This is a genomic window from Pseudomonas baetica (assembly GCF_051216495.1).
GTDB lineage: Bacteria > Pseudomonadota > Gammaproteobacteria > Pseudomonadales > Pseudomonadaceae > Aquipseudomonas > Aquipseudomonas baetica_B.
Map to the genome: position 1 here is coordinate 1 of NZ_JBPKAM010000006.1, position 18061 is coordinate 18061.

Sequence of the window (18061 nt, forward strand, 5' to 3'; positions counted from 1 at the left end):
AGAAGTGAAACGATGCATCGCCGATGGTAGTGTGGGGTTTCCCCATGTGAGAGTAGGTCATCGTCAAGATTAAATTCCGAAACCCCAATTGCGAAAGCAGTTGGGGTTTTGTTTTGCCCGCAGAAAAAGCACGATGTCTGCACAAATTGCACAGTTATTTTCGATTCAGAACACTAGAATAGTCCCAACTTTTTCGGAGCCAGAGCCTTTATGCCAGATCCGGTTGACGCCTCCGGGCTGTCAGAATTACCGCTCGACGATTTGGTGGCGTGTCATGAGTGCGACTTGCTGATGCGCAAGCCCGAACTCGCCCATGGCGAAAAAGCCCTGTGCCCGCGCTGTGGTTACGAGCTTTACGCCCATCGACATAATGTCGTGCAACGCAGTCTCGCCTTGGTGATCGCGGCACTCTTGCTATACATCCCGGCGAACTTTTTACCCATCATGCAACTCAATCTGCTCGGGCAATCCTCGCAAGACACGGTTTGGAGCGGTGTTATTGCCCTTTTTGACACTGGTATGCAAAGCGTTTCAGTGATTGTGTTCCTGTGCAGCATGGGGATACCACTGCTCAAGCTACTGTGCCAATTGATTGTGCTGTTGAGCATCCGATTCGATGTCGGCCGCAGTTACGGTTTGTTGCTCTACCGGATTTATCACCATCTACGCGACTGGGGAATGCTTGAGGTTTACCTCATGGGCGTGCTGGTGGCGATCGTAAAGCTGGCAGATATGGCAGCCATGACCGTAGGACTCGGGTTAGCTTGCTTCATCGGATTGTTATTGGTTCAGGTCTGGTTGGAGGTTGTGATGTCGCCTCACCAGATCTGGCAGGCATTATCAGGAGAGGATGCCCATGCGGGCGATTGATGCAGGCATTCTGATTTGTGCTGAATGCCATGAATTGAACAGGCAGGAGCCTGATACCGACGAGCAGGTCTGCACTCGCTGCGGGGCGTTGGTTCATGCCCGAAGCCCAAACAGTTTGGTGAGGACCTGGGCATTGCTGATCACCGCGGCAATTCTCTATATCCCCGCCAATGTCCTGCCGATCATGACCGTGAACTCATTGGGCAAGGGAGATCCCAGCACCATCATGTCCGGTGTGATTCTTCTGGTTCAACACGGCATGATTCCCATCGCAGCCGTGGTGTTTATCGCCAGCATCCTGGTGCCCACCTTCAAATTGGTAGGTATCGCACTGCTGTTGTATTCCGTGCAGCGTCGCCAGCCTCTCTCGGCCCGGCAACGTATCTGGATGTATCGGTTTATCGAGTTCATTGGCCGTTGGTCGATGCTCGATATCTTTGTGATTGCCATTCTGGTGGCGGTCGTGAATTTTGGACGGCTTGCCAGTATCGAGGCCGATCTAGGCGCTATTGCCTTCGCCAGTGTGGTGATTTTAACAATGCTTGCCGCAGTAACTTTCGATCCCCGACTGATTTGGGATAACACGGAGTCGGACGACGACCATGACTGATTTGCCTGTAGCGAAAACCCGACCGGCTTCGAACTGGTCCGCCATCTGGGTGTTACCCCTGATCGCTCTGATTATTGGTGGCTGGCTTGGTTGGCGTGCCTACACCGAGACTGGTATCGAGGTCCAAGTGCGCTTCGAGAGCGGCGAAGGCATTCAAGCCAACAAGACCGAAGTGGTCTACAAAGGCATGTCAGTCGGTAAGGTCAAGGCGCTCAAGCTGGATGACGAAGGCGCCTCCAAAGGCGTGATCGCGACCATCGAGATGAACAAGGATGTGGAGCAGTACCTGCGTACCAGCACACGTTTCTGGTTGGTCAAACCAAGCGTGAGCCTGGCCGGTATTACGGGTTTGGAGACGCTCGTCTCCGGCAACTACGTGGCGATCAGCCCGGGTGAGGGCGAGCCGACCCGAAAATTCAAGGCGTTGGCTGAAGAACCGCCACTGTCCGACGCGCAACCCGGTCTGCACCTGACGATCAAGGCCGATCGACTGGGGTCGCTGAACCGTGGCAGTCCGGTGTTCTACAAGCAAATCAAGGTCGGTCAGATCAAGAGTTTCCTGCTGTCCGAAGACCAGAGCACTGTTGAACTGAAGGTGTTCATCGAACCGACTTACGCCAAATTGGTGCGCAAGCACACGCGTTTCTGGAACGCCAGCGGGATCAGCATCGATGCCAATCTGTCCGGCGTGAAAGTGCGCAGCGAATCCCTGGCCAGCATTGTCGCTGGCGGTATTGCCTTTGCCACACCGGAGAACCGCAAGGACAGCCCACCGACCGATCCGAGTCTGCCGTTCCGTCTCTACGAAGACTTCGATGCCGCGGCGGCCGGAATCAAGGTCAAGGTTAAGCTCAGTGACTTTGAAGGTTTGCAGGCCGGCCGCACGCCGGTGATGTACAAGGGGATTCAGGTCGGCACGCTCAAGGGGCTCAAGGTCGATCCGGATCTTTCCGGTGCCACTGCCGAGTTGACGCTGGACCCATTGGCTGAGGATTACCTGGTCGACGGCACCCAATTCTGGGTGGTCAAACCTTCGATCTCCCTGGCCGGCATCACGGGGCTTGAGGCGTTGGTCAAGGGTAACTACATCGCCGTGCGTCCCGGGGACAAAGGCGCAGCACCGCAACGGGAGTTTGTCGCCCGACCCAAGGCACCACCGCTGGACTTGCGTTCACCGGGCTTGCACCTGGTGTTGTTCACCGAAAACCTTGGTTCGCTGGAGGTCGGAAGCCCGGTCCTCTACAAACAGGTCAAGGTGGGCTCGGTGCAGAGCTATCAGTTTTCGCGCAAGAAAAACCAGTTGGTGATCGGTGTCCACATCGAGAAGGAGTACGAAAACCTGGTTAATGCCTCGACGCGATTCTGGAATGCCAGCGGCATTACGCTGACTGGAGGGCTGACCGGCGGAATCCAGGTCAAGAGCGAGTCGTTGCAAAGTCTGATGGCCGGCGGCATTGCTTTCGAAACGCCGGAAGCCAAGGCCCCGTTGCAGAAGCGCATTCCTCGTTTCCGGTTGTTTGCCAGCCATGAAGACGCCACGCAAAAGGGCGCGATGATCACGATCAAGGTCGACCGCGCTGATGGTTTGCGTACCGGCACACCGATTCGATACAAAGGGTTGGATGTCGGAAAGATTGAAGATGTTGACCTCAGCGATGATTTGCAATCAGTACTGCTGACGGCACGCATCACCGAAGTGCCCGAGCGCATCGCCCGGGTCGGCAGCGAGTTCTGGGTGGTCAAGCCGGAGTTGGGGCTGATCAAAACGTCAAACCTTGAGACGCTGGTGACCGGGCAATACATCGAAGTGCAGCCGGCACCGAAGAACCTTGGTCCGCAGAAAAACTTTGCCGCACTGCCCAATCCGCCTGAATCCGCTAAACAGGAAGCCGGCTTGAGCCTTGTCTTGAGTGCAGCCCGCCGTGGTTCGCTGAAAGCCGGGGTGCCGGTGACCTATCGCGAAATCACGGTGGGCAAGGTGACAGGCTATGAACTTGGCCAAACGGCGGACCGGGTGTTGATTCACATCCTGATCGAGCCGAAGTACGCACCTTTGGTGCGCAGCGGTACCCGATTCTGGAACACCAGTGGTTTTGATTTTGATGTCGGGCTGTTCAAGGGGGCGACAGTGCGAACCGAATCGCTGGAAACCATGATTCAGGGAGGCGTTGCGTTTGCCACGCCGGACGGTGAGCGCATGGGCAGTGTGGCACGACCGCAGCAGACGTTCCCATTGTTCGACAAGTTCGAAGAGGAATGGCTGACTTGGGCGCCGAAGATTTCCCTTGGTAAATAGCAGGCTGTACCCGGGCGTCAGTGATGACGCCTTCGCGAGCAGGCTCGCTCCCACAAGGGAAATGCTGTGAACACAACATTTGTGGCCAGCGCCGATCCAGAGTGGGAGCGAGCCTGCTCGCGAATAGGCCTTTAAGCTCACCGAAAAGCCAAATGAACACCTACAAAAAAGGCCGCGATCCATTGGATCGCGGCCTTTTTGTTGTCCTCAATTAAATCCAATCAAACCGCATCCAGCTCCGGCTCATCGGCTTCGACATTGAGGGTCGCCTTCACCTGATCGTGACGACGAATGTACTTCCAGTCCGCCTCGTCGATGTAGATACCGGCCGGGCTGCTGCCGCCTTCCAGGTCAATGGCGACACTGGCGCAGACTTGTGGTTTCACACTCGCCAGGATCGGCACGAAGCCCAGTTGCAGGCTGGTTTCCAGCAAGGCTGCCTGGTTCTTCTCGTCGATGTCCGCCGCCTCGTCGAGGTAGTACGGCAAGCGCACACGCCCGGCCAGATCTCGATCCATCAGGTGCAGCAACAAGTACATGTTGGTCAGCGCCTTGATGGTCATGGTGGTGCCGTTGGATGCGGCGCCGTCGATGTCGGTGTGGATCACCGGTTGACCGTTGACCTTGGTGATCTCGAACGCCAGTTCGAACAAATCCTTGAGACCGAGCTGGTTGTGGTTGGCTGCCACCAGCCGTGCCAGGTATTCCTTGGCTTCTTCGTTCTTGTTGTCCTGCTCTGCGCTCTGGCTCAGGTCGAACACCGACAGTGTCTCGCCTTCTTCGTATTGGCCGGCACTGTGGATGATCTGGTCGATGTGCTTGAGCGCTTCCTTGTTCGGCGCGAGGACGATTCGGAAACTTTGCAGGTTGGACACCTGACGCTTGTTGATCTCGCGGTTGAACAGCGCCAGTTGGTGTTCGAGGCTGTCGTAATCGCTGCGGATGTTACGCAAGGTTCGGGCGATGTCGGTGACGGCTGCACGACGCGCCTTGCCCAGGGTCAGGGCTTCATCGGTGCGGTGAGCATAGGCGTTGATCAGCAATTGCAGGCGACGCTCCATATCGTCTTCGCTGTCAAACTTGGCCACACCCTTGAGGCGTACCTGAGCGTAAAGCGCTTCGATTTGTCCATCGGCGCGCAGCAGGCCTTGCCAGCTGTCCTGATAGTCGTTGAGCAGCGGCAGCAGGTTGTCCATGGAGTCGTCGACCGGGTCCATGAACGGCGTACCGAACGGCAGGTCCGCCGGTAACAACTGACGGCGGCGCAATGCGTCGTCGAGGGTACGTTGCTTGGCTTCCATGTCGGCGATCTGCCGGCCCACCAGTTGCAGCTTCGCGGAGAGTTGCTGGACGCGTTCGGTGAAGGCATCGCTTGAGCGCTTCAATTCGTCCTGCGCGGCTTCCATCTGCGCGAGCTGTTCTAGCTTGTCGCCTTCCTCGGCGCTCAGGGTCTGCGTGCGACGGAAATCTTCCAGTGCTTTCTGCGCATCCAGTACCTGCTGGTACAGCGCCTCGGTCTGGGTCTTGCTCGCGGCGCGGTCGGCGGCGACGGCCTGCTGGGTTTTCAGCTGCTTGAGTTCTTTTTCCAGGCGTTCTTTCTGGTCGCGCAATGCCGCCCGATCAGCCAAGGCTTGCAGGGCTGGCGGTTCGATGTGCGAGAGGTCGATGGACAGGCCCGGCACTTCGAAGCGCTCGCCCTTGAACCCGTCGAGTATCAACTCCACGGATTTGACCCAATCGCCGTTCTCGTCCAGCGCAATGCCGTGCTCGCCCAGTGGCAAGCTGAACAAGGCACTGTTGAACAGGCGCATCAGGCGCTCGACATCCTGCTGGGAGAACTCTTCACGCAAGCGGGCGTAGCTGTTGTTGTCGGCGTGATCGAGTTGCTGTTTCACCGACTTCAGGCGTTTTTCCAGATCCCGCAGGCGCTCTTCCAGGTCTTCGGCGCTGAACTGACGGGATTGCGCCAGTGCGCCGGCCAGTTCGTCGTGAGCGTCCTTGGCGGCCAGCAGTTGCTGTTCCAGAACCTTGACGTCGTCGACCAGGGCGAAGCGATGCTTGAGCACCGACAACTCGCCAAGCCAACGCTGGATGCCGGTGATTTCCCGCTCCAGACGCATCAGTTCCTGGGTGCCGCCACGCTGATCGTTTTGCAGTTCGTCCTGCTCTCGACGGTAGTGCTCGGCCTGGATGGTCAGCTCTTCCTTGCGCGCACTGGCGTAGTCCGACCAGGTGCCGAGCAACGAGTCGAGCAGCGGCGACAGGCGATGCAGCTTACCGCGCAGCACGTCGCGTTGTTTCACGCCGTTGGCCAACGCTTCGACCAAAGGACCGGCTGCAACCAGCGAGTTGTAGTCCTGCTCCATGCGTCGTACGTCGCGGAAGGCTTCTTCGCACGCGGCGATGTAATCCACACTGCCGGAGCGCAGGCTGTGCTCGAAGGCATCGAGGAACAGTTGCTTGAGCTTGGCCGCGGTGATTTCGCGCATGTGTAGCAGGTTGATAAACAGTGCGCGGAAGGTCTTCAGGCTCTGTTCGCTGGTGGAGCGCAACGGGATCAGCGTCAGGTCCAGCGGAATCGACGTATGACCGCCGACCAGCAATCGGCGCAGTTCGTCCGGCTTGAGTTCATAAGCTTTCAGGCCTTCGCGCTCAAGGTTGGTGAACAGCTCCTTCTGGCGCAGGCAGGTGTCGTTTTTCTGGTAGTGAGCCAGCTCCAGCTTGCCAGCGTAGGCGAAGAACTGGTGGCCGAAACCGCCGCCCGGACCGCGACCGACCACGCCGATCACATGCGGGCCGTGGGGCAGCGAGACTTCCACGAGGATGTAACTGGTGTCCGAGGCGAAATAGAAGCGTCGGGATTGTTCCAGGCTGTACTTGCCGAAGCTCATGTCCGACATGCGCGCCAAAATCGGGAACTGCAGCGCGTTGATCGAGGCGGATTTACCGAGGTTGTTCGCCCCATAGACCGACAGCGGCTCCTCCAGCGGGAACAGACCAAGGCTGTAGCCGGCGGTATTCAAAAGGGCAAAGCGGCGAATGCCGTAGCGTTCCTTGCTCATGCGTCGAGCTCCTGTTCTTCGGCAATGGCGCGGGCCAGTGCGTCTTCTTCGCTTTCTTCTTCAAATTCGGACAGATCGAGCGGATCGTCGGTCTTCAGGAATTTCGCTTCGGCTTCCTCGTCGATCAGAACGGGTGTCGGCAGCGGCAGAACACTGTGCACGCTGGCTGCCAGATCGCGGTCTTGCTGTACCGACAGGCAAACGTCGAGGAAACGGTGCATCGGCGGCAGGAAACGGTACACGCCGTTTTCTTCGCTGGCGAAACCGAGTTGGGTCATGCGGCGCATGATTTTTTCTTCGAGTTCCTCAACGGTTTGCACTTCGGCCTGGATGAACAGGTCGCGGTACTTTTCCAGCAACGACGGCAACTCTTCGCGACCCAGGCTGCCGCCGTCGAGCACGGAGATCGGGTCGCGGCCTTGGTCAGCCAGGTGCTCGACAAGGATGAAGGTGAACAACGCCAGACGCTGGGCCGTCTTGTTCACAGCGGCCGCGGCGAGGTCCGGCACGAAATAGTAGAAACCACGGGTGTCGCACACCAGTTCAAAACCCAGCGCCTTGAACAGCGTGCGGTACTGATCCTGGAAGTTCGACAGTTGCGCGTACAGCTCCGGATCGCGGCGGCTGACGTGGTAGCCCTTGAACAACTCGCGAAAAATGGGCGCCAGTTGGGACAGTTCGGATAGATCAAGATGCATGTGGTGTGCTCGCAGAATTCTCGGTGACGTCATCGCCAGCCGAGAGCAGGGCGAAGGAGCGCAGGCTGACCTGGTGCTCGTGTGTGTAGTATTCGCGGCGTTCCAGGCGCTCACGCTTGAAGCGTTTTTCCCGGGACAGGCGCGAGAACCAGTACAGCAACTCGTCGGTGGCGCCGTCCGGCTCCTGTTCCAACAGCCAGGTCATCAGGTCCGGCATTGGCAGGGCGTCTTCGCAACGGTCGAGCATCTCGCGGACCGTGCGTGGCGCACGCGGTGCATCACCGCCCTTGTGGGTCTTATGTGCCTTGGGGAAGCGTGCCGGTTTCGGTTCGAAACGGGCCAGGGCATATACGTAGGCCTCGACCTGACTGGCGCTGCCAAGGAAGGTGCTTTGCGGTCGGGTGAACATCGGCATGGCCGCTTGTGGCACGGCGTCGATGCCTTTGCGACGGATCATCGACAGGGCCAGCGCGGCACCACGGGTTACGGCGTTGTGCCGGCGCGCTTCTTCACGCAGCGGCAGCAGCAGTTCACGCGCATGACGCAGGGTCAACTGGGCACTGGTCTGCATTTCGAGGATGCGCGCGTGGGTGCGCAGCAGCATGTCGTCATCGACCAGATGGCCGAGGCGCTGCTGTTCGGTGAGCATCTTCAACAGGACGTTTTCGACCTTGCGCACGCCTTGCTCGAAGGCGCCGTCGGCGTTCACCAACTGGATCATCGGTTCGACGTATTCGTCCCAGGTGGCCAGTACTTCGGCATAACGCTGGCGCAACGGGATCTGACGGTCGCTGGTTTTGGCCCGCTCGGCGACAGCCACCAGAGCCTGTTCATCGTTAGCGAGTTTTTTCAGCACATCGCGCACGCGCATGTCGAGCAGGCGCAGTTGGCGGGCCAGGTCGTTGCCGTCGCGGATGTCGAAGGCGTCCTGGATATAACCGGCCAGTCGTTCGAGATGGCGCAGATAGGCTTCGATTTCCAGGCACAGACCCAAGCGGTGTTCACGACGCAGGTAAGCGAGGAAGTCGTGGATTTGCGCGTTGAGTTCGAAACGGTTCGGGCTTTTCGCCACGGGAACCAGAATATCGAGGCGAATCCACACGTCCAGCAGGCTGGTGATGTCCTGTGGCGTACTGTCCAGTTGCTGGGCGGCCAACTGTGAACGCAATTCGTTGAGGCTCAGGGTGCCTTGGTCGAAGTGCTCGCACAGTGGCTCCAGAAGTGCCCAGTGTTCAGCGAGGGCGCGCAAGACGCGCTTGGGTTCGATCATCGGAATGGCCGGCTGGTTGGCGAATAAAAGCCGCGATTGTACTGCATCGAGGGCGTGTCGATTCACTCTCGGGACGGACTGTCGGCTTCTTTTCGGTAAGGAGCATCGATCAACAGCGGGCGATCTTGAGCGAAGAACGGTAGAATCTGCGCACTTTAGTTATCCACAAGTGGCTGACCTTTGCTTATCGAGTCCCGTCGCCGCGCCTATCTGAGCGCCATGCAGGTGGTCAACTGGCTGCCGCGCACCGAATTGCCCTTTGCTGCGCCATCGCGGCCGGAATTGCTGGCGCCGCCCGAGCCGTTGGTCGTTGCTCCCGTAGCGCACGCGCCTGTGGTCGATGCCCCCGTGGAACCTGTGGTCAAACCGGCCGAACGGGTGAAAATCGAGGTGCCCCGGCCATCGTCGGCGAGTGCGCGCCCGGCGGGTAAAGCGGTGGAGGCGTCCGAAGAAGCACCGGTCGTCGCTAAAGTCGCACCTGTACCGCCACCACGTTTCGCCCTGCAATTGCTGCGTGCCGGGCGTTGCCTGCTGCTGGTGGAGTTACCTACAGGCGAAGCCTACCAGAGTCGCGATCCTGCCTATTTGTTGCTCAAGGACATGCTGCGCGCCGCCGGTTTGCCGGACAGCCCGCAAATCATTGGCGAGCCGGTGCGTTGGCCGCTGCTGGTGCGCGGCTCCATGGATCAGGGCCCGGAAGCCGCTCGCGACTTCGTGCAGGGTTTTCTTTCGGCCCGACTGGAAGATGCACCCTGCGTTTGCGTATGGCTGATCGGCCTGCCGGCGGTGCGCTTTGCCGGTGAGGCCGACGCCGAATCCTACAACCGCGAACTCCAGGTCGAAGGCCTGGGTTCGGTCTGGGCCTTGCCGGGCCTGGAATCATTAATGGAAGAGCCACAGCGTAAGGCTGATGTCTGGCAAGCCATGCGTCGGCTGATGGCGCGCTGGAACGAATCGAATGAGTGATGCTGTATCGTTCCGCCCGATGACCGAGGCGGACCTGGAAGCTGTACTGAAAATCGAATACGCCGCCTACAGCCATCCCTGGACCCGCGGCATTTTTCTCGACGGCCTGGGCAAGTACCAGATCTGGCTGATGTTCGAAGGCCAGCAACAGGTCGGACACGGTGTGGTGCAGATCATTCTGGATGAAGCACATCTGCTGAATATCACCGTCAAGCCGGAAAACCAGGGCCGTGGCCTGGGCTTGACGCTGCTGGAGCATTTGATGTCGATTGCCTATAAGGCCGATGCCCGGGAATGTTTCCTGGAAGTGCGCGACAGCAATACGGCAGCGTTCAAGTTGTATGAACGTTATGGCTTCAACGAGATTGGCCGGCGTCGGGATTACTACCCGGCGGTGGGCGGGCGCGAAGATGCGGTGGTCATGGCCTGCACTTTGGTGGATTGAGTTTAAGGGCTTCGCGAGCAGGCTCGCTCCCACAGGGGCCTGGGTTGGTCACGGTTTTCGTGGACGAAACACAATCACTGTGGGAGCGAGCCTGCTCGCGAAGTCGATCTGTCAGGCGCTGAAGATCAGCGCTTTCTGTCCAGTGGATCGCGCCGCGCCAATTCCGCTTCATCCAGCCCCTTGCCACCTCCGATGTCGCGTTCATCGACAATGCTCAAATCCCAATCGGCCTGGCTGTCACCACCCATCTCATGGGCATCCCGGGCGCCATCTTCGCGGATTAGCGTTTCCGGGCTCATGTCGTCGTCAGTGGGCTCATGGTCGATCATGCCGCCTACCCGTACGCGCCGGCGCGGCATCCACTGCTCGCGTTCCTTTTCCGACAACTCGTCGCCAATCTTCGCACTGGGCTGTTCGTCGTCGAAATCCAGCTCATGCACCGAACCCATGCGGTCTTCGTTATCATCGATGGGTTCCGGTTGCACTGCATCGTATGGACGTCGTGAATCAGTCATGGCAAGTCCTCGTACTAAAAAGAGCCTCATACGTTGAGTCTTATTACGGTGGACTCACCGGGCAGATGAGAATTCCAACAAAACACCGGCGATCCTTTCGTGACCCCGACGGGCGGTTGTCTGTCAAAGCAGCGAATCATTCTTGAGGCTTCCCAGCATGCACGACTTACAAGACCTGATTGATAACAACGAGCGTTGGGCTGACGCGATCACCAAGGAAGATCCGGATTTCTTCGCCAAGCTGGCGCGCCAGCAAACCCCTGAATACCTGTGGATCGGCTGCTCCGACGCGCGAGTGCCGGCCAACGAGATCGTCGGCATGCTGCCAGGTGATCTGTTCGTACACCGCAATGTGGCCAACGTGGTGTTGCACACCGACCTCAACTGCCTGTCGGTGATTCAGTACGCAGTCGATGTGCTCAAGGTCAAACACATTCTCGTCACGGGCCACTATGGCTGTGGCGGTGTGCGCGCCTCGATGCAGGATCGCCAGTTTGGCTTGATCGATGGCTGGCTGCGCTCGATTCGCGATCTTTATTATGAGAAGCGCGAAGAACTCGCCCAGTTGTCCACCGAAGAAGAGCGGGTCGACCGCCTCTGTGAACTCAATGTGATCCAGCAGGTGGCCAACGTCGGCCACACCAGCATCGTGCAAAACGCCTGGCACCGAGGGCAGAACCTGTCGATCCACGGCTGCATCTACGGTATCAAGGACGGTCGCTGGAAAAGCCTGAACACCACCATCAGCGGATTCGAGCAATTGCCGCCGCAGTATCGTTTGCGTCCTTTCGAGCCGCTGTAAGCTCTGTAGGAGCCGAGCGTGCGCCTACTGCCGGCGTCAGTCGAAACGGCAGGCCAGTTGTCATTGATGATAATTGGTCTGCCGTTCATCGTTTTATAGCCCCGGAGCCGGAACTGTGGTGGCGGGTGCTGGCGCCTTAAGCTGTTTGAGCTGGGGCGCAATGGTCGCTGACGCGCATTTACCTGTGGCCTGCGCCGGTGTCAGGTTGCGGATCGAGGTGTAGAACAACTGGCAGGTTTTCTCCTTCTCGGCCACTTGCCAGTTTTGCGTGCAGCTTTTGAGCTCGATGTCGGGATTGCTCTCCGGGTCGCGGCCCATGGCGGCCTGCCAGCAGGCGGCACTCAAATCCTGGCTCATGACTTTCAGGCCTGCCGTGTCGGCCTTGGCCTGGGCATCTTTGCCTGTATAACTTGTCGGGTCAGCGGCGTACCAGATATAGCTTGGGTGGTTGGCACCAAGCACTGGAACCTTCACCCCTTCGCGAGGGCTGATGCTGACCAAACCCAGAACGTTCACGGTCGGTCCGTATTGCTGCTTGACCCAGTTACGCACCGGCGTGCCGAAGGCGACCATCGGTAATGGCTCGCCGCTGGCATGTTGGGTGACGTCCCTGACCATGGAGGTCTGGTAGTCCTTGAAGTAGTCGTAAACACCTTCCAAATCCTTGCCGGCGTTGGACGGTGCGGCAATCGGGGCGATATCGATGATGGTCTGGAAGCCCGGAGTCTGTTCGGCCGGAATGCCATTGATGGTCAGTAGCGAAGCCCAGCGATCTGTCGTGGCGGACTTCAGGTAGTCCTGGGCCTGGGTCAGTGAATAGTCCGGTGGAAAGTGCAGCAACTCGACGGTCCTGCGGTTTTCCAGCGCCAGGCCCAGTGGCAGGAACAGGTTCCAGCTATAAGCCCATTTACCGTCGGCATTCAGTTTGCTCGCGCCGTTATAGGCCAGATCGCCCGCGTCGAGCAGTGCTGCCAATGGTTTTTCATAGCTTCTGGGTACTCCGCTGATGTCGGCGTAGAGCTGGCCCTTATCGGTTTTGACCAGAACCTTCGCATCGCTGTAACCGTCGCGCTGTACGCTTTGGGTCAGGTAATGCTCGACGGTTTGCTCCAGCGTCCAGTTACGAAAGCAAATCACGTTGCAGTTGTTGGGATAAGCGAACAGGCGGGTGACGCGTTCGGTGTCGCCCAGCTTCAGGCTGATATCGGCGTGGGCGGTGGCACTCAGGGCGAGGGCGGCAAGGGAGAGTCCTGCAAGTTTGAACATGCACAGGTCCTTTTCAGCGTATAGATCCAACACCTATTGAAGCAGACATGGCCGGACAAAGAGTGGAGCCGATAGAAATATCGGCTCCTTTTAGTGTTACGGCATTACCGGCGCCCTGTATGCCAGGGTTGTCCCCAGTGCCCACAGCAACACCAGCACCAGCGGTGTGTGCACCAGCAACTGCACGAACGAAAACCCGATCAAGTCCCGCGCTTTCAATCCCAGTACGCCCAACAACGGCAGCATGTAGAACGGGTTGATCAGGTTGGGCAGTGCTTCGGCGGCGTTGTAGATCTGCACGGCCCAGCCCAGGTGGTAGTTCAAGTCGTTGGCTACTTGCATCACGTAGGGCGCTTCGATGATCCACTTGCCGCCGCCGGACGGGATGAAGAAGCCGAGAATCGCCGAGTACACGCCCATTAGCACGGCATAAGTGTCGTGGGAAGCGATGCTGACGAAAAAGGTCGAGATATGGTGGGCCAGTGTCTGCGCGTCGGTGCCTTTGACCGTGGTCATCAACGCGGCGATCGAGCCATACAGCGGGAACTGGATCAGCACGCCGGTGGTGGTCGGCACCGCACGGGCCACGGCGTCGAGGAAGCTGCGTGGGCGCCAGTGCAGCAGGGCACCGAGCATGATGAACAGGAAGTTGTAGGTGTTCAGACCGGAAATCGCACTGATTGCCGGTTTGGTCGAAAACTCATGGAACAGCCAACCGGCAGCCAGCAACACCAACAGGATGGTCAGCAGCGGGCTGTGCTCCAGCCATTCGCCAGGACGGGTGCGCGGTTGCAGGGGTGGCAGGTTGAAGCTTGGGTCGACGCCGCAGGCCTTGGCGTCACGCGCCGAAGCGGGGCCGGGGGCAGTGGCGTAGGCAATGATGATCGAAATGACGACCAGTGCCAGCAGCATCACACCGGATTGCCAAAGAAAGATTGTTTGAGTGAACGGAATCACCCCGGTGATCGACAGAATCGACGGCGGCAGGCTGGCCGGGTTGGCCTGCAATTGTGCCGCGGACGATGACAGGCCCAGGGCCCACACCGCACCTAGCCCGAGGTAAGCCGCAGCTCCGGCTGCTCGGTAGTCCATTTTCAGATCGGTACGGCGGGCGAGGGCACGCACCAGCAAACCGCCGAACACCAGCGACAAACCCCAGTTCAGCAGGGAGGCGACCATGGAAATCAATGCAACCCAAGCGACGGCAGAGCGGCCGTTTTTCGGCAGCTTCGCCAGACGATCGATCAGTTTCACCGCCGGCGGCGAGCTGGCGACCACATAACCGCCGATGACCACGAACGCCATCTGCATGGTGAAGGGGATCAGGCTCCAGAAACCATCGCCGAACGCCATCGCGGCGTCAGTGGGTTTGGCACCCATGAACAGGGTGGCCACGGCGACGATAATCACCGCCAGGGCGGCAAACACCCAGGAGTCGGGAAACCAGCGTTCGGCAAAACTTGAGCAGCGCAGGGCAAAGCGGGCGGAGCGGCTATCTTCGATATCAGCGGCCACGGGAATACCTCGGATTTTTATGTTTGTTGTGGTCTTCGGGGCGGTACGGGCCCGTCTAGACAGGCGCTTACAGTAAATCAAGCGCAGGTTTTTTGTGGGGCTGATTTACGGTTATGGGACTTTGGTCTAACGGGTTGTCCGCAGGCGCGTTTGCGTAGACCATGAGCGCCTTGGTTTTTGCCTGTGTCAGAGTTCTTTCAATGACTGCCAACATCGATTCGCGTCCGGCGCCGTTCAGCCGCTCGGACTACAAGACCCTGGGGCTTGCAGCCCTCGGCGGGGCGCTGGAAATCTACGACTTCATCATTTTCGTATTTTTCGCGCTGACCTTGAGCCAGCTGTTTTTCCCGCCGGAAATGCCCGAGTGGCTGCGGCTGCTGCAAAGCTTCGGGATCTTCGTCACCGGCTATCTGGCGCGACCGCTGGGCGGCATCCTGATGGCGCATTTCGCGGATCGTCTGGGGCGCAAACGGGTGTTCAGCCTGAGTATCCTGATGATGGCGCTGCCGTGCCTGCTGATCGGGATCATGCCGACCTACGCACAGATCGGCTATTTCGCACCCCTGTTGCTGTTGTTGCTGCGTGTCCTGCAGGGGGCGGCCGTGGGCGGCGAAGTGCCGAGCGCCTGGGTATTCGTTGCCGAGCACGCGCCGGTTGGCCATCGCGGTTACGCCCTGGGTTTTTTGCAGGCGGGACTGACCTTTGGCTATCTGCTTGGGGCCTTGACCGCAACGTTCCTGGCTCAAGCCTTCACCCCGGCTGAAATTCTCGATTACGCCTGGCGCTTGCCGTTCCTGCTGGGCGGTGTGTTTGGTGTGATCGGCGTCTGGTTGCGTCGCTGGCTCAGCGAAACCCCGGTGTTCATGGCCATGCAGGCGCGACGTGAAGATGCTGTCGAACTGCCGCTGCGGGCCGTCCTGCGTGAGCATCGACTGGCGATGTTGCCGGCGATGATTCTGACCTGCGTGCTGACCTCGGCGGTGGTGGTGTTCGTGGTCATCACCCCGACCATGATGCAGAAAACCTTCGGCATGACCGCCAGCCACACCTTCGCCTTGAGCGCACTGGGCATCGTTTTCCTGAACATTGGCTGCGTGCTCGCCGGGTTGCTGGTCGACCGTATCGGCGCCTGGCGCACCGTCATGCTCTACAGCCTGCTGCTGCCGTTGGGCATCGGCGTGCTCTATACGTGCCTGATCAGCGGTGGTCAATGGGTCGGTCTGGCCTACGCGGTGGCCGGCCTCGCTTGCGGAGTGGTTGGGGCGGTGCCATCGGTGATGGTCAGTCTGTTCCCGGCGCGAATTCGTGTTTCGGGTATTTCTTTCACGTACAACATTGCCTACGCCGCATGGGCGAGTATCACACCGTTGCTGTTGATCGGATTGATGCCGTGGAGCCCATGGATCTGCGTGATTTTCTGTGCGGTGATGGGGGCAGTGGGCGTGGGCAGTGCGGCGTATTTCGGTACGCGCATGCCTAAAGTGGCTGGTTGCTCGACGGCAGGAGCAATGTGATCGAAATGAGCGTCTGACGTCGTGCAACTTTTTTTGTAGGACAACGCTGAAGCACTCTTCAGAAATGACTCACAAGGCCGATGGTTAGGCTGCATATCGCTTTCTATCCCAGTCCATCGGTGCGTCCCCATGTTCAATAAACGCTTGAAGCAGGAGCTGTCGGCTCTTCGTGAAGAACTTTCCAGCCTTCAGCAAGTTAAGGAAAGTCTGGAAAGCGAGATGCTGGTGCTGACGGTTGGTTCTGATGGGCGGGTGCAATCGGTCAATCAGAACTTCCTCGACGAAATGCACTACAAACGCCACGACCTGATCGACCGGCCCATTGAAGACATCGTCCCCGATCATGTGAAAACCGATGAATTCCACCAACGATTCAAAACCGCGCTGACCCGTGGCGAGCACTTCGCCGGTGCCGTGCGTTTGTCGCGTGGTACGGGCGAGGAAGCCTGGTTGCGTTCGATCGTGCAGCCTGTGCGGTCCTCCGATGGCCGGATCAAGCATTTCTCGATTTTTTCCAGCGACCTGACCCGCACCATCGAAGCCTCCCGGGAACACGAAAACCTGATCGGCGCACTGGTGCGTTCGACGGCGGTGATCGAATTCGATCTCAATGGCAACGTGCTGGCGGCCAACGATCGCTTTCTCTCCGGCATGGGTTACAGCCTGGCGCAGATCAAGGGTAAGCATCACCGCATGTTTTGCCTGCCAGAGGATGCCAACAGTGCCGACTACCAGCATTTCTGGCGCCGCCTGAACGCGGGTGAGTACGTAGCAGGCCGGTTCAAGCGTATCGACAGCCATGGTCGTACGGTTTGGCTGGAGGCGTCCTACAACCCAGTGGTCGATGCCAACAACAAGCTCTACAAAGTGGTGAAGTTCGCCACGGTGATTACCGATCAGGTTAATCAGGAACAGGCCGTCGCCGAAGCCGCGAACATTGCCTACAGCACCTCGCAGCAAACCGACCAAAGTGCCCAACGAGGTAACGCTGTGGTGACGCAGGCGGTCAACGTGATGCGTGACCTGGCCAAGCACATGCAAACCGCGGGCGATGGCATCGAGGCCTTGAACGAGCAGTCGCTGGTGATTGGCACCATCGTCAAAACCATTAGCGGTATTGCCGAGCAGACCAACCTGCTGGCGCTCAACGCGGCTATCGAAGCCGCCCGCGCCGGTGAGCAGGGTCGAGGTTTTGCCGTGGTGGCGGACGAGGTTCGGCAATTGGCCTCGCGCACCAGCCAGGCCACCGATGAGATCGTGTTGGTGGTGCGGCAGAACCAGGACATGGCCCGCAACGCCGTGGCCCTGATGACCGACGGCAAGCTTCAGGCGGAGCAGGGGCTGGCGCTGGCGGCAGAAGCGGGCACGGTGATCGTCGAGATCCAGGACGGCGCGCAAAAGGTAGTGAACGCCGTGGGGCAATTCGCCAACCAGTTATCAAATTGAGGCGTCACCTTGTAGGAGCGAGCCTGCTCGCGATGGAGGCCAACGATAACGCGTGCTGTCTGAATGCCCGCGTTGTCCTGACGTTCTTCGCGAGCAAGCTCGCTCCTACAGGTTTTTGGGGGGGCTTATCCCGCTACAATCGGCTCCTTTCCCAAGGAGCAGACATTTATGAGCGCCTCTCACCGCCGCCCGGTCCCTTTGCCCAAGGCCTATCGATTGCTCAATCACGGGCCGACCGTGCTGGTCAGCGCCGCCCACGGTGGCGAGCGCAATATCATGGCGGCGGCCTGGGCCATGCCGCTGGATTTCGAACCGCCAAAAATCGCCGTGGTGCTGGATAAGTCCACCTGGACCCGCCAGCTGCTGGAAGCTTCGGGCACCTTCGTACTCAACGTCCCCTGCGCGGCCCAAGCCGATATCGCGCAAACCGTCGGCTCGACCTCCGGTCTGGAGCTGACCCGTGAACACGGGCGCGACAAGTTCCAGATCTACGGATTGCCCACCTTCCAGGCCGAGTTGATCGAAGCGCCGATGCTCGACGGCTGCGTCGCCTGGCTCGAATGCAAACTGCTGCCCGAGCCCGGTAACCATCAGCAATATGACCTGTTCGTTGCCGAAGTGATTGCCGCCCAGGCCGATGAGCGCGTGTTCAGCGACGGACGCTGGCACTTCGAGGGCCATGACGCGCTGCGCACCTTGCATCATGTTGCGGGCGGGCACTTTTTGACCATTGGAGAGCCGGTGGACGGCAAAACCCTGTTGCCATAAGCAAGACGGTTCCGTAGC

At 59.1% G+C, this 18061-nt stretch carries 14 protein-coding genes and 2 pseudogenes; 10 read left to right on the forward strand and 6 right to left on the reverse strand.

The window, feature by feature from the left end; genetic code table 11:
- Positions 1–210: 210 nt before the first annotated feature.
- The 3 genes from ACSFE6_RS04145 to ACSFE6_RS04155 are packed head-to-tail and all read left to right on the forward strand — an operon-like array spanning position 211 to position 3776.
- Positions 211–870, forward strand: coding sequence for a paraquat-inducible protein A (locus ACSFE6_RS04145; RefSeq protein ID WP_435426397.1), 660 nt, complete (start codon positions 211–213; stop codon positions 868–870).
- The gene (locus ACSFE6_RS04150; RefSeq protein ID WP_435426398.1) at positions 857–1480 is read left to right on the forward strand and encodes a paraquat-inducible protein A; all 624 of its coding nucleotides are present in this window, start codon (positions 857–859) and stop codon (positions 1478–1480) included. The genes ACSFE6_RS04145 and ACSFE6_RS04150 overlap by 14 nt, the downstream gene beginning before the upstream one ends.
- On the forward strand, positions 1473–3776 hold the full coding sequence (locus ACSFE6_RS04155) for an MlaD family protein (protein ID WP_435426399.1): 2304 nt from the start codon (positions 1473–1475) through the stop codon (positions 3774–3776). Before ACSFE6_RS04150 ends, ACSFE6_RS04155 begins: the two co-directional genes overlap by 8 nt.
- Before the next feature lie 221 nt (positions 3777–3997).
- Here the strand turns inward: ACSFE6_RS04155 and mksF are convergent, their stop codons facing one another.
- From mksF to mksB, 3 genes are read right to left on the reverse strand one after another with little or no spacing between them, the layout of a single operon-like run.
- Complete coding sequence (gene mksF / locus ACSFE6_RS04160; RefSeq protein ID WP_435426400.1) at positions 3998–6838, reverse strand: Mks condensin complex protein MksF; 2841 nt, start codon at positions 6836–6838, stop codon at positions 3998–4000.
- Positions 6835–7536 carry an Mks condensin complex protein MksE gene (gene mksE / locus ACSFE6_RS04165; protein WP_435426401.1) on the reverse strand — a complete coding sequence of 234 codons (702 nt, stop codon included), beginning with the start codon at positions 7534–7536 and terminating at the stop codon, positions 6835–6837. The genes mksF and mksE overlap by 4 nt, the downstream gene beginning before the upstream one ends.
- Positions 7526–8806: an Mks condensin complex protein MksB gene (gene mksB / locus ACSFE6_RS04170; protein WP_435426402.1), complete on the reverse strand. Its 1281-nt coding sequence runs from the start codon at positions 8804–8806 to the stop codon at positions 7526–7528. The genes mksE and mksB overlap by 11 nt, the downstream gene beginning before the upstream one ends.
- Positions 8807–9025: 219 nt before the next feature.
- Here mksB and ACSFE6_RS04175 point away from each other — a divergent pair, with 219 nt between their 5' ends.
- Positions 9026–9772, forward strand: a complete 747-nt coding sequence (locus tag ACSFE6_RS04175) for an energy transducer TonB (protein ID WP_435426485.1) — start codon at positions 9026–9028, stop codon at positions 9770–9772.
- Positions 9765–10217, forward strand: a complete 453-nt coding sequence (gene rimI / locus ACSFE6_RS04180; protein ID WP_007981794.1) for a ribosomal protein S18-alanine N-acetyltransferase — start codon at positions 9765–9767, stop codon at positions 10215–10217. Before ACSFE6_RS04175 ends, rimI begins: the two co-directional genes overlap by 8 nt.
- Positions 10218–10342: 125 nt before the next feature.
- On the opposite strand, the gene ACSFE6_RS04185 is transcribed toward rimI, so the two are convergent.
- Complete coding sequence (locus ACSFE6_RS04185; RefSeq protein WP_435426403.1) at positions 10343–10732, reverse strand: serine kinase/phosphatase; 390 nt, start codon at positions 10730–10732, stop codon at positions 10343–10345.
- Between the two features lie 157 nt (positions 10733–10889).
- Here ACSFE6_RS04185 and can point away from each other — a divergent pair, with 157 nt between their 5' ends.
- A complete protein-coding gene (gene can, locus ACSFE6_RS04190; protein ID WP_435426404.1) occupies positions 10890–11534 on the forward strand; it encodes a carbonate dehydratase in 645 nt (214 codons plus the stop codon).
- A gap of 93 nt (positions 11535–11627) precedes the next feature.
- On the opposite strand, the gene ACSFE6_RS04195 is transcribed toward can, so the two are convergent.
- The gene (locus ACSFE6_RS04195) at positions 11628–12800 is read right to left on the reverse strand and encodes a hypothetical protein (RefSeq protein WP_435426405.1); all 1173 of its coding nucleotides are present in this window, start codon (positions 12798–12800) and stop codon (positions 11628–11630) included.
- A gap of 96 nt (positions 12801–12896) precedes the next feature.
- Complete coding sequence (locus tag ACSFE6_RS04200; protein ID WP_435426406.1) at positions 12897–14315, reverse strand: short-chain fatty acid transporter; 1419 nt, start codon at positions 14313–14315, stop codon at positions 12897–12899.
- Between the two features lie 200 nt (positions 14316–14515).
- On the opposite strand from ACSFE6_RS04200, the gene ACSFE6_RS04205 reads away from it, so the two are divergent.
- The 4 genes and pseudogenes from ACSFE6_RS04205 (at position 14516) to ACSFE6_RS04220 (ending at position 18043) form a co-directional block, all read left to right on the forward strand.
- Positions 14516–15829 (forward strand): MFS transporter, encoded by a 1314-nt coding sequence (locus tag ACSFE6_RS04205; protein ID WP_435426407.1) that lies wholly within the window; start codon positions 14516–14518, stop codon positions 15827–15829.
- Between the two features lie 219 nt (positions 15830–16048).
- Positions 16049–16687, forward strand: a pseudogene (locus tag ACSFE6_RS04210) (PAS domain-containing protein); the annotation flags it as partial.
- Positions 16688–16837: 150 nt separating this feature from the next.
- Positions 16838–17275: pseudogene (locus tag ACSFE6_RS04215) on the forward strand (methyl-accepting chemotaxis protein); the annotation flags it as partial.
- A gap of 168 nt (positions 17276–17443) precedes the next feature.
- A complete protein-coding gene (locus ACSFE6_RS04220; protein WP_435426408.1) occupies positions 17444–18043 on the forward strand; it encodes a flavin reductase family protein in 600 nt (199 codons plus the stop codon).
- The last annotated feature ends 18 nt before the right edge of the window (positions 18044–18061 follow it).

Coding starts and splice junctions, on each gene's coding strand:
- ACSFE6_RS04195 (WP_435426405.1), bottom strand. CDS start 12,800: ATGTTCAAACTTGCAGGACTCTCCCTTGCCGCCCTCGCCCTGAGTGCC.
- mksF (WP_435426400.1), bottom strand. CDS start 6,838: ATGAGCAAGGAACGCTACGGCATTCGCCGCTTTGCCCTTTTGAATACC.
- rimI (WP_007981794.1), top strand. CDS start 9,765: ATGAGTGATGCTGTATCGTTCCGCCCGATGACCGAGGCGGACCTGGAA.
- ACSFE6_RS04185 (WP_435426403.1), bottom strand. CDS start 10,732: ATGACTGATTCACGACGTCCATACGATGCAGTGCAACCGGAACCCATC.
- ACSFE6_RS04145 (WP_435426397.1), top strand. CDS start 211: ATGCCAGATCCGGTTGACGCCTCCGGGCTGTCAGAATTACCGCTCGAC.
- ACSFE6_RS04205 (WP_435426407.1), top strand. CDS start 14,516: ATGACTGCCAACATCGATTCGCGTCCGGCGCCGTTCAGCCGCTCGGAC.
- ACSFE6_RS04150 (WP_435426398.1), top strand. CDS start 857: ATGCGGGCGATTGATGCAGGCATTCTGATTTGTGCTGAATGCCATGAA.
- ACSFE6_RS04220 (WP_435426408.1), top strand. CDS start 17,444: ATGAGCGCCTCTCACCGCCGCCCGGTCCCTTTGCCCAAGGCCTATCGA.
- ACSFE6_RS04155 (WP_435426399.1), top strand. CDS start 1,473: ATGACTGATTTGCCTGTAGCGAAAACCCGACCGGCTTCGAACTGGTCC.
- can (WP_435426404.1), top strand. CDS start 10,890: ATGCACGACTTACAAGACCTGATTGATAACAACGAGCGTTGGGCTGAC.
- mksE (WP_435426401.1), bottom strand. CDS start 7,536: ATGCATCTTGATCTATCCGAACTGTCCCAACTGGCGCCCATTTTTCGC.
- ACSFE6_RS04175 (WP_435426485.1), top strand. CDS start 9,026: ATGCAGGTGGTCAACTGGCTGCCGCGCACCGAATTGCCCTTTGCTGCG.
- mksB (WP_435426402.1), bottom strand. CDS start 8,806: ATGATCGAACCCAAGCGCGTCTTGCGCGCCCTCGCTGAACACTGGGCA.